Here is a 15,060-nt window from a genome sequence, read left to right on the forward strand (position 1 = left end):
ATCGCACAACTTGGCTCACTTAACTGCGTTGATGCGCTCGACAATGCCTTTCGGCCAGTCTTTGGCGAAATCGGAATTCAGGTAGTCCTGCTGTACTTTCTCGCGGAACGCCTCAACATTGGGCGCGTACACTTTCAGGCCCTGTTCCTTGAAAAATTCGATCAGCTTTGCTTCGTCTTCAATGCGGTGGACATTGTTGTAAAGCGTTGCCACTTCCGCCGCATTGTGAACGATTTTCTGCTGTTTTTCGCTCAGTGTGTCGTAGGTTTTCTTGGACATCGACAGGAAAACAGCATCAACCAGATGACCGGTCAGCACGATCTGATTGGTCACTTCATAGAATTTTGCGGCCTTAACGGTCGGCAGCGGGTTGTCCTGACCATCAATCGTCCCGGTCTGAAGGCCGGTATAAACTTCGCCAAATGCCAGCGGGGTGGCGTTTGCGCCCAGGGCATTGCCCAGGAACAACCAGGCATCCGAACCAGGCATACGCAGCTTCACACCGGCAAGGTCGGCCGGGGTTTCAATTTTTTTGTCGCCACGAAGGTCAAGCTGGCGGGTGCCAAGATAACCGACATCGAGAATTTCGATATTCATGTCATCTGCGACCATCTTGTAAAATTCTTTACCGATGTCGCTGTGGAAAACGTGGCGCTGATGGTCCGGATCGCGAATCAGATAGCCTGCCGTGAAAACCGACCATGCCGGGATCTGCTTGGCAATATCCTGGGCCGAAATCATCGCCATATCGAGGTTGCCGCGCTGCATGGCAGCAGGTTCGGTCCCCTGTTTGAACAGGCTGGCATTCAGATGAATTTCAACATCAAACTCGCCCGGCGCGTTCTTTTCCAGCTCGTCTTTGAAAACGGTCAGCATTTTGGCATGCCAGTCGCTTTCAACCGCCGGGGATGAAATGCGCAATTTGATCGGATCAGCCATTGCCGAATTGGCCATACCGGAAAAAGCCAGAATCGCGGCCGCCGCAATACCGGCTGTGTATTTGGGTAGATGTTTAAACATTTAAGGTCCTCCCGTGGACTAATTAGCTGATCTTTCTCGTTTATTATTCTTTTTGGATGGCTACCGGCAGAAAATCAACCAAGTTTATAGCGCCAACAAACATATTGTATAACTAACATGTTAGTGATACACAACACCTAATACACCAACAGCAAACACTATTTCAGGCCATTGCCTGACAGGAACACGCCATGACTTTTGACGCCACCCGACCCTTTGGTATTTCTGCGGCCCTGACCACGCCCTTTACATCCGCCGGCAATATCGACAATGCCCTGCTGGTTGCCCACGTAAAAAATGTCCTGGCAAAGGGCTGCAGCTCTGTCACCCTGGGCGGCACCACAGGTGAAGGCCCGTCTCTTTCGCAGGAAGAAAAGGTCGCGGCCCACAATGCCATCACGGCAGCAGGTGTCCCGGCGGACAAAATTGTTTTTGCGATTCTCGAATCGTCCCTGCCCAATGCTGTGGCTTTTGCCCGTCAGGCTGCCGATCTGGGCAGCACGCATATTTTGCTGGCCCCGCCCTTCTATTTCAAAGGCGTTGCCGATGGCGGCCAACTTGTGTGGTTCCGCCAACTGCTGACGGAAATTGCCCCAACCGGCCTGAAGGTGATTTTGTATCACATTCCGCAGGTAACCGCCGCGCCCGTCACCCCCGACATGGTGGCCGAGCTGAAAAAAGACTTCCCCACCATGATTTGCGGTGTGAAGGATTCGGCAGGTCAGTGGGAAAACACCGAAGAGCTTTTGAAGCGTTTTCCTGATCTTGATATTCTGATCGGCGATGAACGCCTGCTGGCCCGCGGTGTTGCCCTGGGTGGCGCTGGTGCCATTAGTGGTGTTGCAAATTTCCGGCCTGATCTGTTGACCGATATTATGGCGCAAAAGCCGGTTGATCCGCGTGTTAGCGAACTGGTCGAAGCCATTTTGCAATATCCGGTCACACCGGCAGTCAAGGCGCTGGTCGGCTATCTGGATCAGGAACAATCCTGGCTTGCGGCACGCGCCCCCCTTGCCCGTTTAACCCCGGAGCAGTATCAAGCCCTGACAAAACGTTACGACGACCTGTTCGCATCGCCTGTGAGGTAAGAAAATGACAGAAGCCGCCCGGCCCAGAGGAGAACGCAGCCTTCGCAGCCGCGCCTATGACAGCTTTACCGAGCGGCTTCTGGCCCGCGACATTTTGCCGGGGCAATTTCTGTCGCAACGCGAACTCGTGGAAATTACCGGCATGCCGCTGGGTGCTATTCGCGAACTCGTGCCCCGGCTGGAGGCTGACGGCCTGATCACCACCGTGCCGCAACGCGGCATGCAGGTCGCCCATATTGACCTCGATCTGGTCCGCAATGCCTTTCAGCTCCGCATGTTTCTGGAGCTGGAGGCTGCCGCCCTTTTTGCCATCAGTGCCACCGACGACATGATCGCAAAAATTCGCGAAGCCCACGAATCCGTGCTGCGCGATGCCGAAAAAGGCATTACCCCGGACCTTCTTGAACGCGCCCAGGCTGTTGACTGGTCCCTGCATGACTGCATCATCGATTCGCTCAATAATGCCATCATTTCCAATGTCTATCGGGTCAATTCCGTCAAAATCCGGCTGATCCGCCAGGAACGCTTTCGTCTCAACGAAAAACTTCTGACCACCGTGATGAATGACCATCTGGAAATCATTTCCGGCTTTGAAGCCCGCGACCCGGACCGCGCCGTCACAGCCCTGCGCAACCATCTGGAAAATGCCCGTGGCCGCGCCCTTGGCCTGGGCGAGATGTAAGGTCAAATTACCCCGCCACCCCATGCCGTTGAATATCAACGCCCTATTCCAAATAGGGCACCATCACCGCTTCAACCCAGGTCATAAAGGCCCGGACACGGCGCGATAAATTGCGCCGATGCGCGACAATAAGAGTTACATCCAGCTGCGATGGCCGCAAATCCGGCGGGATTTCAACCAGTTCGCCACTTTCAAGATGGGGTATTACCCCCCGCATACGCAGCCTGCATAACGCCCAACCCGGCCAAACCGGCGCCTTCACCAACAGCGCCAGCATCAATGGCGAAAAGCTCAGACCGGGCAGCACGGCGGCATCTGGGTGAGCCTGGCGATTAAACCGGCCAATCTGAAATCATCCAAACGGGATGATCCCAACCGGATGGGATCCTATATCGAACCAATGGCACAATCCGATGCCGATGCCGCGCCCGATAAAATGTCCACAGGTGATCTGGAAACCGCGCAACGCTAAGGCACACGCGTCGCCCAAATCGCCAGCCGGTTTGCTGCCAAGCCATAAGAGTTATCATCGCGCCAATGCAAAGATGGCGGAAACCTCAAGCTCGTTCAACGGCGCAAACCTAACCAAAAGCACGTCGCGACATTTATATGGCGGGGTGTTTCATTTTGTATCACGGCATTTTGTCAGTCGGCATCAGACCCAACAGGCACAGCCATATTGAAAACGCCCGCGACCACGCTCTTCGTTTGGACAAAATGTTTGTGCCCTCGTATTATGTGAACACTAACGAAAATAGCTAACATTATAAAAATTCTACAAACTATTCCCCGAATCAACATTTACTAACATCACAAAAAAGTATAACATTTTCTCCTTTCAATAAAATAAAAGAGATAATATGAAAACAAGATTCAGCCTTATTAACACAGGATTATACCCAGAGACCTTACCGCCTTGTTTTGTATCAAAAGACTCAAAGCGAGCATTCCGAGGAATCATATCAAAATTAGATAAAGAGAAATTCCACGAAAGAAAAACAGATTATATACGCTATAGCGCAACTAAACATGACGGTTCACGTCGTTTCTTCGGAACACCTAATATCGTTTCTTACTTTCATATTTCTAGCTTTATATGGAAAAATTGGAAGCTTTTTGAGAAAAACTTTTCCCTTTCTGGAAATTCTATCGGCGCACCTGAGGTTATGGGGGAGGACGCTGATCGAGCAGTGAAAGTCCCATCTCTTTCCGAGCTCTCAAAACACGCATCTAAAAATATCAGCTACGCTCCATTTATATTGAAAGCAGATATAGCTCAATGCTTCCCGAGTATATACACTCACTCTATATCCTGGGCAGCACATGGCATAGAAGAATCTAAAAATGACACACGTAAAGAATCTCAAAAAAATACTTTCAACGCACTGGATTATTTCGTTAGAAATAGTCAACGTGGAAACACTCGTGGTGTTTTGGTTGGACCAGATGGATACAGACTAATTGCTGAATTTATTCTATCAAAAATAGATCATGAATTACAAAAAATTGTTGGAAATTCTATTGTAGGAGCTGTACGTCATGTGGATGACTATTATATAGGTCTTCGAACAGAATATGATGCGCAGGCGGTCCTTTCAAGTTTGAGGGAATTGATTTCAACATATGAATTAAACTTAAATGATCAAAAGACAAAAATTTATTCAAGCTTAGAACCTATCAATGATCTTTGGGCGCAACGTCTCAGGCAATACATGCCTACTGATTTTGAAAACAGAGATCATACCTCGATAGAACGGGCAATTTCAGAGGCTACGGACACGGCTCAAAAAATTGGCTCAGACAGTCCAATTAAAATATTATTTCGATCATTCGACAAGGCCAAGATTTATCAATCAGACAACTGGAGTTTTGTAGAACAAAATCTTCAAAGAATAATACAAAAACACCCTCATTCAATTGATTACGCTTGTCTACTTCTATGTAAACGCAGCGCCATAGGTTTAGAAATAGATAAACCTGGATGGCTCGCCGTTGCTGAAATAATCATACAAAGAAGCTTATCACTAAACCATCATCACGAAACAGTTTGGATGACATGGATGCTAATTGCCTGCAAAATTGAAATACCAATACCTATTATTGAAGCTTTATCAAAATCAAGAAATGGACACATCCGCGCGTTACTAATACAAGCCTTTGCTGATAATTTAATCAGACGAAAACCAAAACTATCATTAGGAAATAATCTATCTTCCGAAAATTCCGATTGGCTAGTCAGTCTAGTTGCACGAACGCAAGGATATTCTAAAGCAAAATTTTCCGGAATATATAGTGAAGAATTTAATCACCTAGCCAACAAAAGAATAAAACTGATCGATTTCAACGATCACATAGAAAATATAAAAGAAAAAAACAAAAGAGCCATTAGCCGCACCCGCTATGGATACGACGACGACGACGACGACGACGACGACGACGATTATGAATTTGACATGGACGAAGATGAAAACGAATTTGACATATAAAAATAATCATAAAATATATAATAAATGAAAACCGAGAAACCACTAAAAAACCCTGCCACATTTCAGTAGCAGGGTTTCTCGTTTATGTATTACCTTATCACAGGCCGCAGGATCAAATCATGCCTGCATTCCATCCGGTGAAAGCGCAATCAGGTAAAACGGCGGAATTCGCCACTTTTGCGCGGCGGACGGAAGCGTTTCAGATAGGCCGGGGCCACCGTTTCCAGGCAGTTCGGCACAATCCCCAGATCGGCAAAGGTTTTAGCATCGTCCGACACAACATTGTCGGTCTTGAGCAAACGGACCTGATCGGGGGTCAGTGGCGGTTTGGGCAGGAATTGCAGGAAAAACGCCTTGATCGATGCCAGCCAGAACGGCACCGGCAGCAGGCACACACGCTGGCGGGTCAGTTCACGCATATCTTCCAGGATTTGCAGGAAGCTGTATTTTTCCGGTCCACCCAGTTCAAAGGTTTCGCCAGCCAGGGATTTATCCTCGACTGCCTTGAAAAAGGCATCGGCAACATCGCCCACATAAACCGGCTGGAATTTCGGGCCCCCTTCACCAAAGAAATCGATCGAGCCTTTGCCCAGATCAACCTTCGGCAGGGCCGGGGTACCCACAACCGGAATAACCGGCAAAATGCGCGCCATTGCGGCAAACTTGTTCAGGAAGTTGTCTTCCGGACCAAAAATAACCGACGGGCGGAAAATAACCGCTTCGGGGAATGCAGAACGCACCGCCTTTTCGCCGGCCAGTTTCGAAGTGGCATAAAGCGAATGCGGGTTTTTGTTCGCGCCCAGGGCGGACATATGCACCAGCGTTTTAACCCCGGTGGCCTTTGCGGCCTCGGCAATGTTTTTTGCCGCCACAACGTGCATGTTCATGAAGCTGCGCGAACCACGCTCGTATAAAATGCCGATCAGATTGATCACCGCCTCGGCACCGTCAACAGAACGGCGAATCGCTTCAGGGTCGCGAACATCGCAATGCACCGGAACCATCTGGCCCAGATAGCCCATCGGCTTGAGTTTTTTGGTCCGTTCAAAAAAGCGGGTCGGTACACGGACGGTATAACCGGCTTCCAGCAGGCGCTTGACGATATAGCGCCCGACAAAGCCGCTGCCACCAAATACAGTGATGATACGACGATCCATTTTAAATTCTCTCCTCGTCGGCCTCTCTCGGGTCCGCACTGATGGCGCGCCAGGGGATGGCTGCCCGATCCGGGATTGGGAACCGTCATGATTGCGCGGTTCCCTTTGATACATCTGTTACAGGGTTATATACGACGCAAAGGCCCCGTCAACAATGTGGTTTTGTCAATTTTCACCCGTGATGCCTTTGCTTTTACGCACAATATCATCCAAAAGCGCCTGCAACCCGGCCTGATAATCGCGGTAACACAGCTCCACACCCAGTTCACGCTTGATCCGGCCATTATCCACCCGTTTATTATCTTCATAAAAACTGGCCGCCATCGGGCTTAGGGTCGCGGTTTCAAAGGGCTCTTCCACCGGCGGGTCAACCCCCAAAAGGCCACAGGCATAGGCAATCAGGTCCTGGGGCGGGGCCGCATCATCATCACACACATTATAGGCCGCACCAGCATGGGGCCGTGCGATGGAGGCCAGAACCGTGCGGGCAATATCCTCGACATGGATGCGCGAAAAAACCTGCCCTTCCTTGACAATCCGGCGGGCCCGGCCCGACCGCACGGTTTCCAGCGCATTGCGCCCCGGCCCGTAAATACCGGCCAGGCGAAAGGACTGCACACACAAACCATGGCGCTGTCCCAAATCAAACCATGCCTTTTCGGCCGCCACCCGGCGACGCCCACGCTTGCCAGAGGGCAGCAGGTCATCGTCTTCATCCACGACACCGCCATTGCGGTCACCATAAACGCCTGTCGTTGACAAATACCCGATCCAGGTTTGCGATGGTAATGCCGCCAGATCGGCGCGATGATGGGCCAAAACCGGGTCGCCATTCCCGCCCGGCGGGGTTGATACCAGCACATGTGTTACCCCCTGCAGGGCCTTGGCAATATCCGCCACTGGCACACCATCATCAAACTGATACGGGGTAATGCCTTCGGCCTTCAGGGCGTCGAATTTATCGGTGCGGCGCGTGGTCCCGGCAATGTCCCAGCCTTCGGCCCTTAATTTTCGTGCCACCAGACGGGCACTAAAGCCGGTACCAAAACAGAAAAGCTTGTTGGGCATATGAAATGAGCCTTGTTGCTTGCGGCAGGGTCAGATTTGATGTCGCACAGTAGGGTTTTTCAACAGCGATTTGAAGGAGACTCTTTTTTAACCGGCAAAGTCATCCCGGCGTCGGGCCAGGGCCGAAACCGCTTTAAAAATCAAAATAATTGGCAAAAGTCACCTATTGGGGGAACACAATCATCATGTTGCCGTTTTCATTCCGTGGGATGCTGGCAAATCGGCTATCATCAAACGGTCGATTTGTGCCCCAACTGCCATGAACCATAATGAGGATTCCATGCCCGGACGTATCGTTTCAACTTTTTCTGGCCTGCGCCGACTGTCCCTGCTTACAGCCGTGAGTGCCGGAATGATCGGGGCAGTTACCGGAAGCCTTGTTCTCGCCCCCGTTGTGGCGCAGGCGCAAAACCAGTCCGATGTCATTCCGCAAACCGATGCCGCCCACGAATATACCGCCTGCCTGAAACTGGCGCGCCTCAAACCACAGGATGGCTATGACAGTGCCAGCCAGTGGGCCGATATGGGCGGCGGTGAACCGGCTGAACATTGCGCAGCCGTCGCCCTGATCGGGCTTGGCAACTATACCGAGGCCGCCACCAAACTTGATCAAATGGCCGATAACAGCAAATCCAGCCCCGATATCGTCGCCGGTTTTCTGGGCCAGGCGGCGCAGGCCTGGACGATGGTCAATAACCTGCAATTTGCCTGGCGCGACCAGACCCGTGCCCTGAAACTGGTCGATAAAGACCCCAGCCTGTGGGTGGATCGGGCCGTTACCCTGGGCATGGCCGGACAATATTGGGAAGCGATTGATGATTTGAACAAGGCGCTGGACCTTGACCCCAAAAATGTCGATGCCCTGGTTTATCGCGGCAGTGCGTGGCGGGCTCTTAAAACCTATGACCTTGCCCGGGCCGATATTGACCGCGCCCTTGAACTGCAACCCAACCATTTGCAGGCCCATCTTGAAAGCGGCAATCTGTACCGCATTGCTGGCAACAACAAAGCTGCCCGCAAGGACTGGCTGGCCGTAATTGAACTGGGCGATGGCACACCGGCGGCCAAGGCCGCACGCGACAATATCGAAAAAATGGATGTGGATTCAGAAAACGGTAACGACAAGAAGATGGAAGAAAGCCCCAAGAAGAACTAAGGTGCCTTCCGGTTGAGAGGCCAGCCCCATTGCTTCGCGATTTTAGAGGGCTGGCATTTCACCCGTCCGGAAACATCCGGTTTGATCATTTTGTGACTGCATCGGGGGATATGATGCGCCGTTCTGTTCGTTCTGCTGTAATTGCCCTGGCCGTCGGGGCGGCGTTTGGTGCCAGTACCGCCCACGCCCGTGACCAAATTCGTATTGTCGGATCATCCACACTCTATCCCTTGACCGCCAAGGTGGCCGAATATTACGGCAAAACCACCGGCAAACCGGCACCCGTTGTGGAAAGCACCGGGTCGGGCGGCGGTTTCAAGCTGTTTTGTGGCGGCATTGGCGAAGCATACCCCGATATTGTCGATGCCTCCCGCCCGATCAGCGGCAGCGAACGCGCCGTCTGTGCCGCCAATTCCGTACGCGATATTTCGGAAATCCGCATTGGCTATGACGGGATCGTCCTGATCGGCTCGCGCGAGGCACCGACCATGAAACTTAGCCCGCGCCAGCTTTATCTTGCACTCGCGCGTACGGTACCGGTTCAGGGTGCCAGTGTGCCGAACCCCTATCAAAAATGGTCGGATATCGACCCCAGCCTGCCCGATCTGGCCATTCGCGTCTATGGCCCGCCGCCCACATCGGGCACCCGTGACCTGTTGGGTCAGTTATTGATGGATCGTGGCTGTCGTACCTTTGCCGATATTGCGGCCATGGAAAGTGCGGAGCCCGACAGCTTCCGTCTGTTATGCCGTACCATGCGCGAAGACGGGGCCTATATCGAAGCCGGTGAAAACGACCGTCTTTTGATCAGCAAGCTCGAAAAAGACCCGACATCCTATGCCGTGATGGGGTTTAACAACCTGGAACGCAATGCAAATTCCCTGCAAGGCATTCCGATTGGCGGTGTGACGCCGGAATATGAAACCATTCTGGATGGCAGCTATCCGGGCTCCCGCCCTTTGTTCCTGTATGTCAAGGATGACCACCGCCAGCTTGTGCCTGAACTGTCTTCCTTTATTGCCACCTATGTTTCCGATGGCATTATCGGCCAGGAAGGCCTTCTGGTCGATAACGGCCTGGTGCCCCTGCCTGATAGCGAACGCAAAAATGCCCTGGCCGAAGCGCAGAAATTTTTGCCCTAAGCCATCCTAGCAACGGCATAAAGACAGGCCCTGCACCGTCGCGGGGCCTGTTTTACATTAAAAAAAGCCAGATATCCGGATGGCGCGAGACAGGTACCAGCATCACATCGGACGCTGCGCCACCCATACCTGATTGGCCGCATAACGCGGGGGTTCCTGCCCAAAGCCAGAATATTCTGAAATCGAAACAAACCCGCAGAGTTCCAGCATCAGGGCCATTTCCGCCCGATGCACCCAGCGCATATGATGCCAGTTATCCTCGCAGCGGCGCACCGTTCCATCAGGCGCAATTTCCTCGAACCGCCAATGTTCGCAAAATTGCTGGGTTAAGGGGGTGTTGGTGCGTTCCATCGCCGTAATGCGCAACCGGCTATCGGCCGCCCCCACCCCCTCGGGCATGGGAAATAAAGGCAATGGCACAATTTCCAAATCCCCTTCGGGCAGGCAATAGCGCAAATCAGGGTCAATCAAATCAAACACCAGCATCCCGGCGGGTTTTAAATGGGCAAACGCCCGCGACAGGGCGGCACGCTGCCCGCTTGCCGTGATGACTTCCTGTAATCCACGAAAGGGAATAATCACCAAAGCAAACTGACGACTCAGGTCAAAATCGCACATATCGGCCTGATGCCAGGTTAAATCGGGGTAGTTACGGCGGGCTTGGGCCAGCATCGCCCCGGAAAGATCAAGCCCCTCCACCGCAATACCGTGCCGGGCAATTTCACCGGCAATCCGCCCAGTGCCACAACCCAGCTCCAGCACCGGCCCGCCGGTTTTAACCGCCCAGTCGCGATAAAACGGCAGCGGATCATCAAACAGTTTGCGGTCCAGTTCGGCCCGCAAATCATAGCTGGCAACATTCAGCCCGCCTTCGGGGTAAAACCCGTTATCGTCAGGCAGGGCCGGGGATGTCATTCAAAGTCCAGGTCCGCATAATGCGATGCAGGCGGAAACACCGCCTGTTTATCGGCCAGAATATCACGCATCGACGGGCGGCTTTTGATGCGCATATACCATTCCTTGGCCGCTTCATGACGCGACCATTTAATATCGCCCATATAGTCAATCACCGAAATTTGCGCAGCCGCAGCAATATCGGCCATCGTCAAATGGTCACCCGCCAGCCATTTCCGCCGTTCAAACAACCAGCCCAGATAATCCAGATGATGGCCGACATTCACCCGACCGGCCCGCAGGCACCCGGTATCGGGGGTTGATCCCGGGGTAAAAAACCGCTTGAGGAATTTTTCCCCCAACAGGTTTTCCGTGACTTCCTGATTGAACTTGCCGTCAAACCACGCCACCAGACGCCGGATCTCGGCACGCTCGACCGGGGTTTTTCCCATCAACGGTTCGTCGTTATACACTTCATCAAGATATTCACAGATCACGGTCGAGTCTGAAATGATGGTGCCGTCTTCTTCCTGCAAAACAGGAACCATACCAGCCGGATTCATGCGCAGGAATTCTTCACGCCGTTCCCATACCGGTTCTGCAACCAGTTGAAAATCCAGTTTCTTTTCCGCAAGAATCAACCGGACCTTGCGCGAAAACGGGGACAGCCAGAAATGATATAATTGACGCATGGTCAGACAGTTACCGATCAGGACTAAAAGGTGACAATTTCACGGTGTTTGACCCGGTTTGGGACCGTTTTGCAATAGTTTTAAAAAACATGTCTCGGGGGGGAATGTAAAGCCATCGCTGCCCCAAAACCCATACCGTTTAAACATGTCCGCGATTATGCCGCCAAAACGTTAACAAAACGAATTAAATCATCGCATTATTGCGTGTTTTTGCCAGTTCCCACAAAGCATCCAGATCAAGGCATTGTTCCAGATGGGTAGCCAGCCCATCCAAGGTGGTATCAATCCCTGCCTCGAAGGCCGTATTCTGATCCCACGTTCCCTGCCCGGCAATCGCGGCCAGATAGGCCCTGCGGAAATCATCGCTGGTAAACAGGCCATGCAAATAACAGCCCATCACCCTTCCCTGCCCGCCAATGGCCCCGTCAGCGCCTTCATGACCCACAGTCGCAACCCAGCCCGCCTTGCGATCCGGCCCGGTGGTGTGCCCCATATGAATTTCATAGCCCGTCAGGGCCGTACCCTCCGCCACCGGGCATAGGGCATGGCCCAGCACCCGCGCCTGGCTTTGGCGCAGGGTTTTGCGCCCGGCGATCACGGTTTGCACATCGAGCAGGCCCAGGCCAGCTTCCTCGCCCGGTTCGCCCTCAACCCCGTCCGGGTCGCAAATGCGCGTGCCCAGCATTTGATACCCACCGCAAATGCCCATCACATGGCCGCCATTGCGCCAATGGGCGATAATGTCGCTATCCCAGCCTTGCGCCTTTAAAAACCGCAAATCCGCCAGCGTCGATTTACTGCCGGGCAACAGCACCAAGTCACACCCCGCCGGGATCACTTCGCCCGGTTTGACCAACATAAGATCAATGCCCGGTTCAGCCAGCAGCGGGTCCAAATCATCAAAATTGGCAATTTGCGGGTAATGCGGCACGGCCACCCGCAACAACGGTGCCTGCGATGCCGCTGCCGATGCTCCCTCTGGCCCAACCGCAATTTGTGTTTGCAATGATTTTCGATAACGCCCCGCCTGCCCCAGGGCCACGCCATCTTCGGGCGGGAGTTTTGCCGCATCCGGCCAAAACGTTGCGATCCCAAAACTTTTAAGGCCGGTGTGGTCCTCGATAATCTCAAGCGCGGAGTCAAACAGCGATACATCACCGCGAAACTTGTTGATCACATAGCCCTTCAGCCAGTGCCGGTCGCTTTCCGAAAGCAGATTATGCGTCCCGACAATCGAGGCAATCACCCCGCCCCTGTCAATATCACCCACCAGCACGACCGGCATTCGGGTTGCTTCGGCAAAGCCCATATTGGCAATATCGGCCGCCCGCAAATTGACTTCCGCGGGCGACCCGGCCCCCTCGACAATCACCAAATCGGCATCGGCCGCGATGATGTTGAAACTTTCAATCACACGCGGCAACAGGTCGCGTTTCAGGCGGTAATAATCGCGCGCCCTGGCACTGATCAGGACCTGCCCCTGCACCACCACCTGCGCGCCAATCTCGCTTTGCGGCTTTAACAAAACCGGGTTCATATGCACCGTGGTTTCCACCCCGGCGGCCCGCGCCTGCAGGGCCTGCGCCCGGCCAATTTCCCCGCCATCGGCGGTAACGGCGGCATTATTGGACATATTTTGGGGTTTAAACGGCCGCACCCGCAGGCCACGGCGGGCAAAGGCGCGGCATAACCCCGCCACCAAAAGCGATTTTCCCACATCCGACCCGGTGCCCTGCAACATCAGGGCCGGGGTCACATTGCCCGCCGGTTTATTCATTATAAAACCGAAACTTTCATTATATACCGAGCATCACACCCGAAAATCAAAATTCAACACCGATCTGCGCCTTGATCCCCTGTTCTCGGAACGGGTGCTTCACCAGCGTCATTTCCGTAACCAGATCAGCCGCCTCGATCAGTTTATCAGGCGCATTCCGGCCGGTAATTACCACATGCTGATCGGGCAATTTATCCACCAGGGCGGCCAAAACATCGTCCAGCGGCAAAAAATCATAGCGCAACACGATGTTCAGCTCGTCGAGAATAACCATCGAATAGGACGGATCCCGCATCATTTCGCGTGCCTTTTCCCAGGCCTGCCGGGCCAGGGCAATATCCTGGGCGCGGTTTTGCGTTTCCCAGGTAAAACCGGCCCCCATCGCATGAAATTCACACAATTCGGGAAATTTCGCCAACAGCTTGGCCTCGCCGGTTTCCCAGCCACCTTTGATGAACTGGACCACACCCACCTTCATATCATGGCCGACACAGCGCATTGCCATGCCAAAGGCGGAGGAGGATTTGCCCTTGCCCTTGCCGGTATGCACAATCACCAGACCTTTTTTATCGATCTTGGCCGCCATCATCTTGTCACGCGCCGCCTTGATTTTTTTCATTTTTTCATCGTGGCGGGCATTTTGCGCATCAATTTCGCTGCTGGTGGCCGGGCTTGCGGTTTGATCCGTCATCGGGTTTTCCATCCTTGCTGCGGTTTGGGCGATTTTGCCCCTTTATCATCCGGCCAAAGTCACCCAAAGCCCCCGGACAATCAAGAAGGATTGTCAATTTTCCACCCCATGAAAAGCAGACACAGCAAAATCAACAGCATCAAATAGCAAACAGACTGCTTGCGCAAAAAACACCCGCATCCACACAAAAGGGCGCACCAACCAGACGCGCCCTTTCTCATGCCTGTTTCACGCTTTACCCGCGCTGCCGTTGGCCTGACCGATCCGCCCGTCCCACGCCAACCGCATTATTGCGAGGCCACACCCAAATCAGCCACTACCAAATCGGCCCATTTGGCCGGTTCGCGCATATCGGTATTGGCTAGTTCCGGGCGGCGCATACGGGCCTTGTTAAACAATTGCAACCGGTCACCGGGGGACATTTGCCGCAAACGGATCAGCGCCGTTTTCATCACCGCATTAGGGGTATTTACGGGCGCGGCAAAGCTGTGTTCCACCTGTTCCAGCCGCCTTTCGGCCCAGTTACGACTGGCAACCACATCGTCAATCAAGGCCCGCAGGTCCCGAACCACGGGAAAGGTTTTTTGCCGGATATGGGCCAGCGACACGGTTGCCTGCCAAACGGGTGCTTCAACACCCTGCAGATAACGCCAGTAAATCCGTTCTCGCGACGTGATTTTCTGGTGATCTGGCAGAGGGAAATGACGGCCCAGCTCGGTTAAGCCGTCGCGGAACTGTTTTTGGCTGACCGGTTCATGGCATTTACCAAAATGCTCCCGCAGTTTTAAAACAGCGCCAATCGCCCCGCGTGCCGGGCGCATGGCACCCTTACCGTGCAAATCATCGCGCAGCCACTGGGGCACTTCCTGCCCGGTTAAAAGGAAATCTATAATGTCCGCATGCCCGCCATGTGCGGGGGGCGGTGTTTGCGCATAATGGGGCAAACGAACCAGTTTTAAAGTCTCCATCGCGGCCTCCTGCCTTGGGCCTGGCGCATTTTAACCGGCTGTATTCGCCGCTGCGTCCCGGCCCCTAATGGGGTGACTCTTCGCCCAACCAAGGGTTAATAAACCATTAACGCACAAATCACCCATTTCGAAAACGTTAAAGTTTACCTAAAGGTTCCGAAAAACGACTTTTGGGGGTCCTGGATACAGCAAGCTACAAGATAGGGTGTGCGCGATTGTTGCCAAATCGATCCTGTTTT

General features: G+C 53.2%; 15 protein-coding genes. 6 read left to right on the forward strand and 9 right to left on the reverse strand.

Annotation, left to right across the window (positions count from 1 at the left end):
• Nucleotides 1-15: 15 nt before the first annotated feature.
• Nucleotides 16-1,020: a sialic acid TRAP transporter substrate-binding protein SiaP gene (locus LF95_RS09635; RefSeq protein ID WP_073954974.1), complete on the reverse strand. Its 1,005-nt coding sequence runs from the start codon at nt 1,018-1,020 to the stop codon at nt 16-18.
• A gap of 191 nt (nt 1,021-1,211) precedes the next feature.
• On the opposite strand from LF95_RS09635, the gene LF95_RS09640 reads away from it, so the two are divergent.
• Both LF95_RS09640 and LF95_RS09645 read left to right on the forward strand, forming a co-directional pair.
• Nucleotides 1,212-2,108, forward strand: coding sequence for a dihydrodipicolinate synthase family protein (locus LF95_RS09640; protein WP_073954975.1), 897 nt, complete (start codon nt 1,212-1,214; stop codon nt 2,106-2,108).
• Between the two features lie 4 nt (nt 2,109-2,112).
• Nucleotides 2,113-2,790 carry a GntR family transcriptional regulator gene (locus tag LF95_RS09645; RefSeq protein ID WP_073954976.1) on the forward strand — a complete coding sequence of 226 codons (678 nt, stop codon included), beginning with the start codon at nt 2,113-2,115 and terminating at the stop codon, nt 2,788-2,790.
• Between the two features lie 43 nt (nt 2,791-2,833).
• On the opposite strand, the gene LF95_RS23115 is transcribed toward LF95_RS09645, so the two are convergent.
• The gene (locus LF95_RS23115; protein WP_073954977.1) at nt 2,834-3,097 is read right to left on the reverse strand and encodes a type 2 periplasmic-binding domain-containing protein; all 264 of its coding nucleotides are present in this window, start codon (nt 3,095-3,097) and stop codon (nt 2,834-2,836) included.
• 12 nt (nt 3,098-3,109) lie between these two features.
• On the opposite strand from LF95_RS23115, the gene LF95_RS22600 reads away from it, so the two are divergent.
• Together LF95_RS22600 and LF95_RS09655 are read left to right on the forward strand one after the other, a co-directional pair.
• Nucleotides 3,110-3,262: a hypothetical protein gene (locus tag LF95_RS22600; RefSeq protein WP_215905675.1), complete on the forward strand. Its 153-nt coding sequence runs from the start codon at nt 3,110-3,112 to the stop codon at nt 3,260-3,262.
• Nucleotides 3,263-3,650: 388 nt separating this feature from the next.
• Nucleotides 3,651-5,276 carry an RNA-directed DNA polymerase gene (locus LF95_RS09655; RefSeq protein WP_073954978.1) on the forward strand — a complete coding sequence of 542 codons (1,626 nt, stop codon included), beginning with the start codon at nt 3,651-3,653 and terminating at the stop codon, nt 5,274-5,276.
• 149 nt (nt 5,277-5,425) lie between these two features.
• On the opposite strand, the gene LF95_RS09660 is transcribed toward LF95_RS09655, so the two are convergent.
• Complete coding sequence (locus tag LF95_RS09660; protein ID WP_073954979.1) at nt 5,426-6,433, reverse strand: complex I NDUFA9 subunit family protein; 1,008 nt, start codon at nt 6,431-6,433, stop codon at nt 5,426-5,428.
• Between the two features lie 165 nt (nt 6,434-6,598).
• Nucleotides 6,599-7,501: an SDR family oxidoreductase gene (locus tag LF95_RS09665; RefSeq protein WP_073954980.1), complete on the reverse strand. Its 903-nt coding sequence runs from the start codon at nt 7,499-7,501 to the stop codon at nt 6,599-6,601.
• Nucleotides 7,502-7,781: 280 nt separating this feature from the next.
• Here LF95_RS09665 and LF95_RS09670 point away from each other — a divergent pair, with 280 nt between their 5' ends.
• Nucleotides 7,782-8,657 (forward strand): tetratricopeptide repeat protein, encoded by an 876-nt coding sequence (locus tag LF95_RS09670; RefSeq protein WP_252509716.1) that lies wholly within the window; start codon nt 7,782-7,784, stop codon nt 8,655-8,657.
• Nucleotides 8,658-8,767: 110 nt separating this feature from the next.
• Nucleotides 8,768-9,799, forward strand: a complete 1,032-nt coding sequence (locus LF95_RS09675; RefSeq protein WP_252509717.1) for a substrate-binding domain-containing protein — start codon at nt 8,768-8,770, stop codon at nt 9,797-9,799.
• A gap of 102 nt (nt 9,800-9,901) precedes the next feature.
• Here the strand turns inward: LF95_RS09675 and LF95_RS09680 are convergent, their stop codons facing one another.
• From LF95_RS09680 to LF95_RS09700, 5 genes are all read right to left on the reverse strand, one after another.
• A complete protein-coding gene (locus LF95_RS09680; RefSeq protein WP_073954981.1) occupies nt 9,902-10,714 on the reverse strand; it encodes a class I SAM-dependent methyltransferase in 813 nt (270 codons plus the stop codon).
• The gene (locus LF95_RS09685; RefSeq protein ID WP_073954982.1) at nt 10,711-11,385 is read right to left on the reverse strand and encodes a glutathione S-transferase family protein; all 675 of its coding nucleotides are present in this window, start codon (nt 11,383-11,385) and stop codon (nt 10,711-10,713) included. The genes LF95_RS09680 and LF95_RS09685 overlap by 4 nt, the downstream gene beginning before the upstream one ends.
• A gap of 184 nt (nt 11,386-11,569) precedes the next feature.
• Nucleotides 11,570-13,162: a cobyric acid synthase gene (locus LF95_RS09690; protein ID WP_252509718.1), complete on the reverse strand. Its 1,593-nt coding sequence runs from the start codon at nt 13,160-13,162 to the stop codon at nt 11,570-11,572.
• A gap of 46 nt (nt 13,163-13,208) precedes the next feature.
• On the reverse strand, nt 13,209-13,853 hold the full coding sequence (gene cobO / locus LF95_RS09695; protein WP_073956150.1) for a cob(I)yrinic acid a,c-diamide adenosyltransferase: 645 nt from the start codon (nt 13,851-13,853) through the stop codon (nt 13,209-13,211).
• A 287-nt stretch (nt 13,854-14,140) separates the two neighbouring features.
• On the reverse strand, nt 14,141-14,821 hold the full coding sequence (locus LF95_RS09700) for a hypothetical protein (RefSeq protein WP_073954983.1): 681 nt from the start codon (nt 14,819-14,821) through the stop codon (nt 14,141-14,143).
• Nucleotides 14,822-15,060 lie beyond the last annotated feature (239 nt).

The sequence above is a fragment of the Thalassospira sp. TSL5-1 genome, assembly GCF_001907695.1.
Taxonomy (GTDB): Bacteria; Pseudomonadota; Alphaproteobacteria; order Rhodospirillales; family Thalassospiraceae; genus Thalassospira.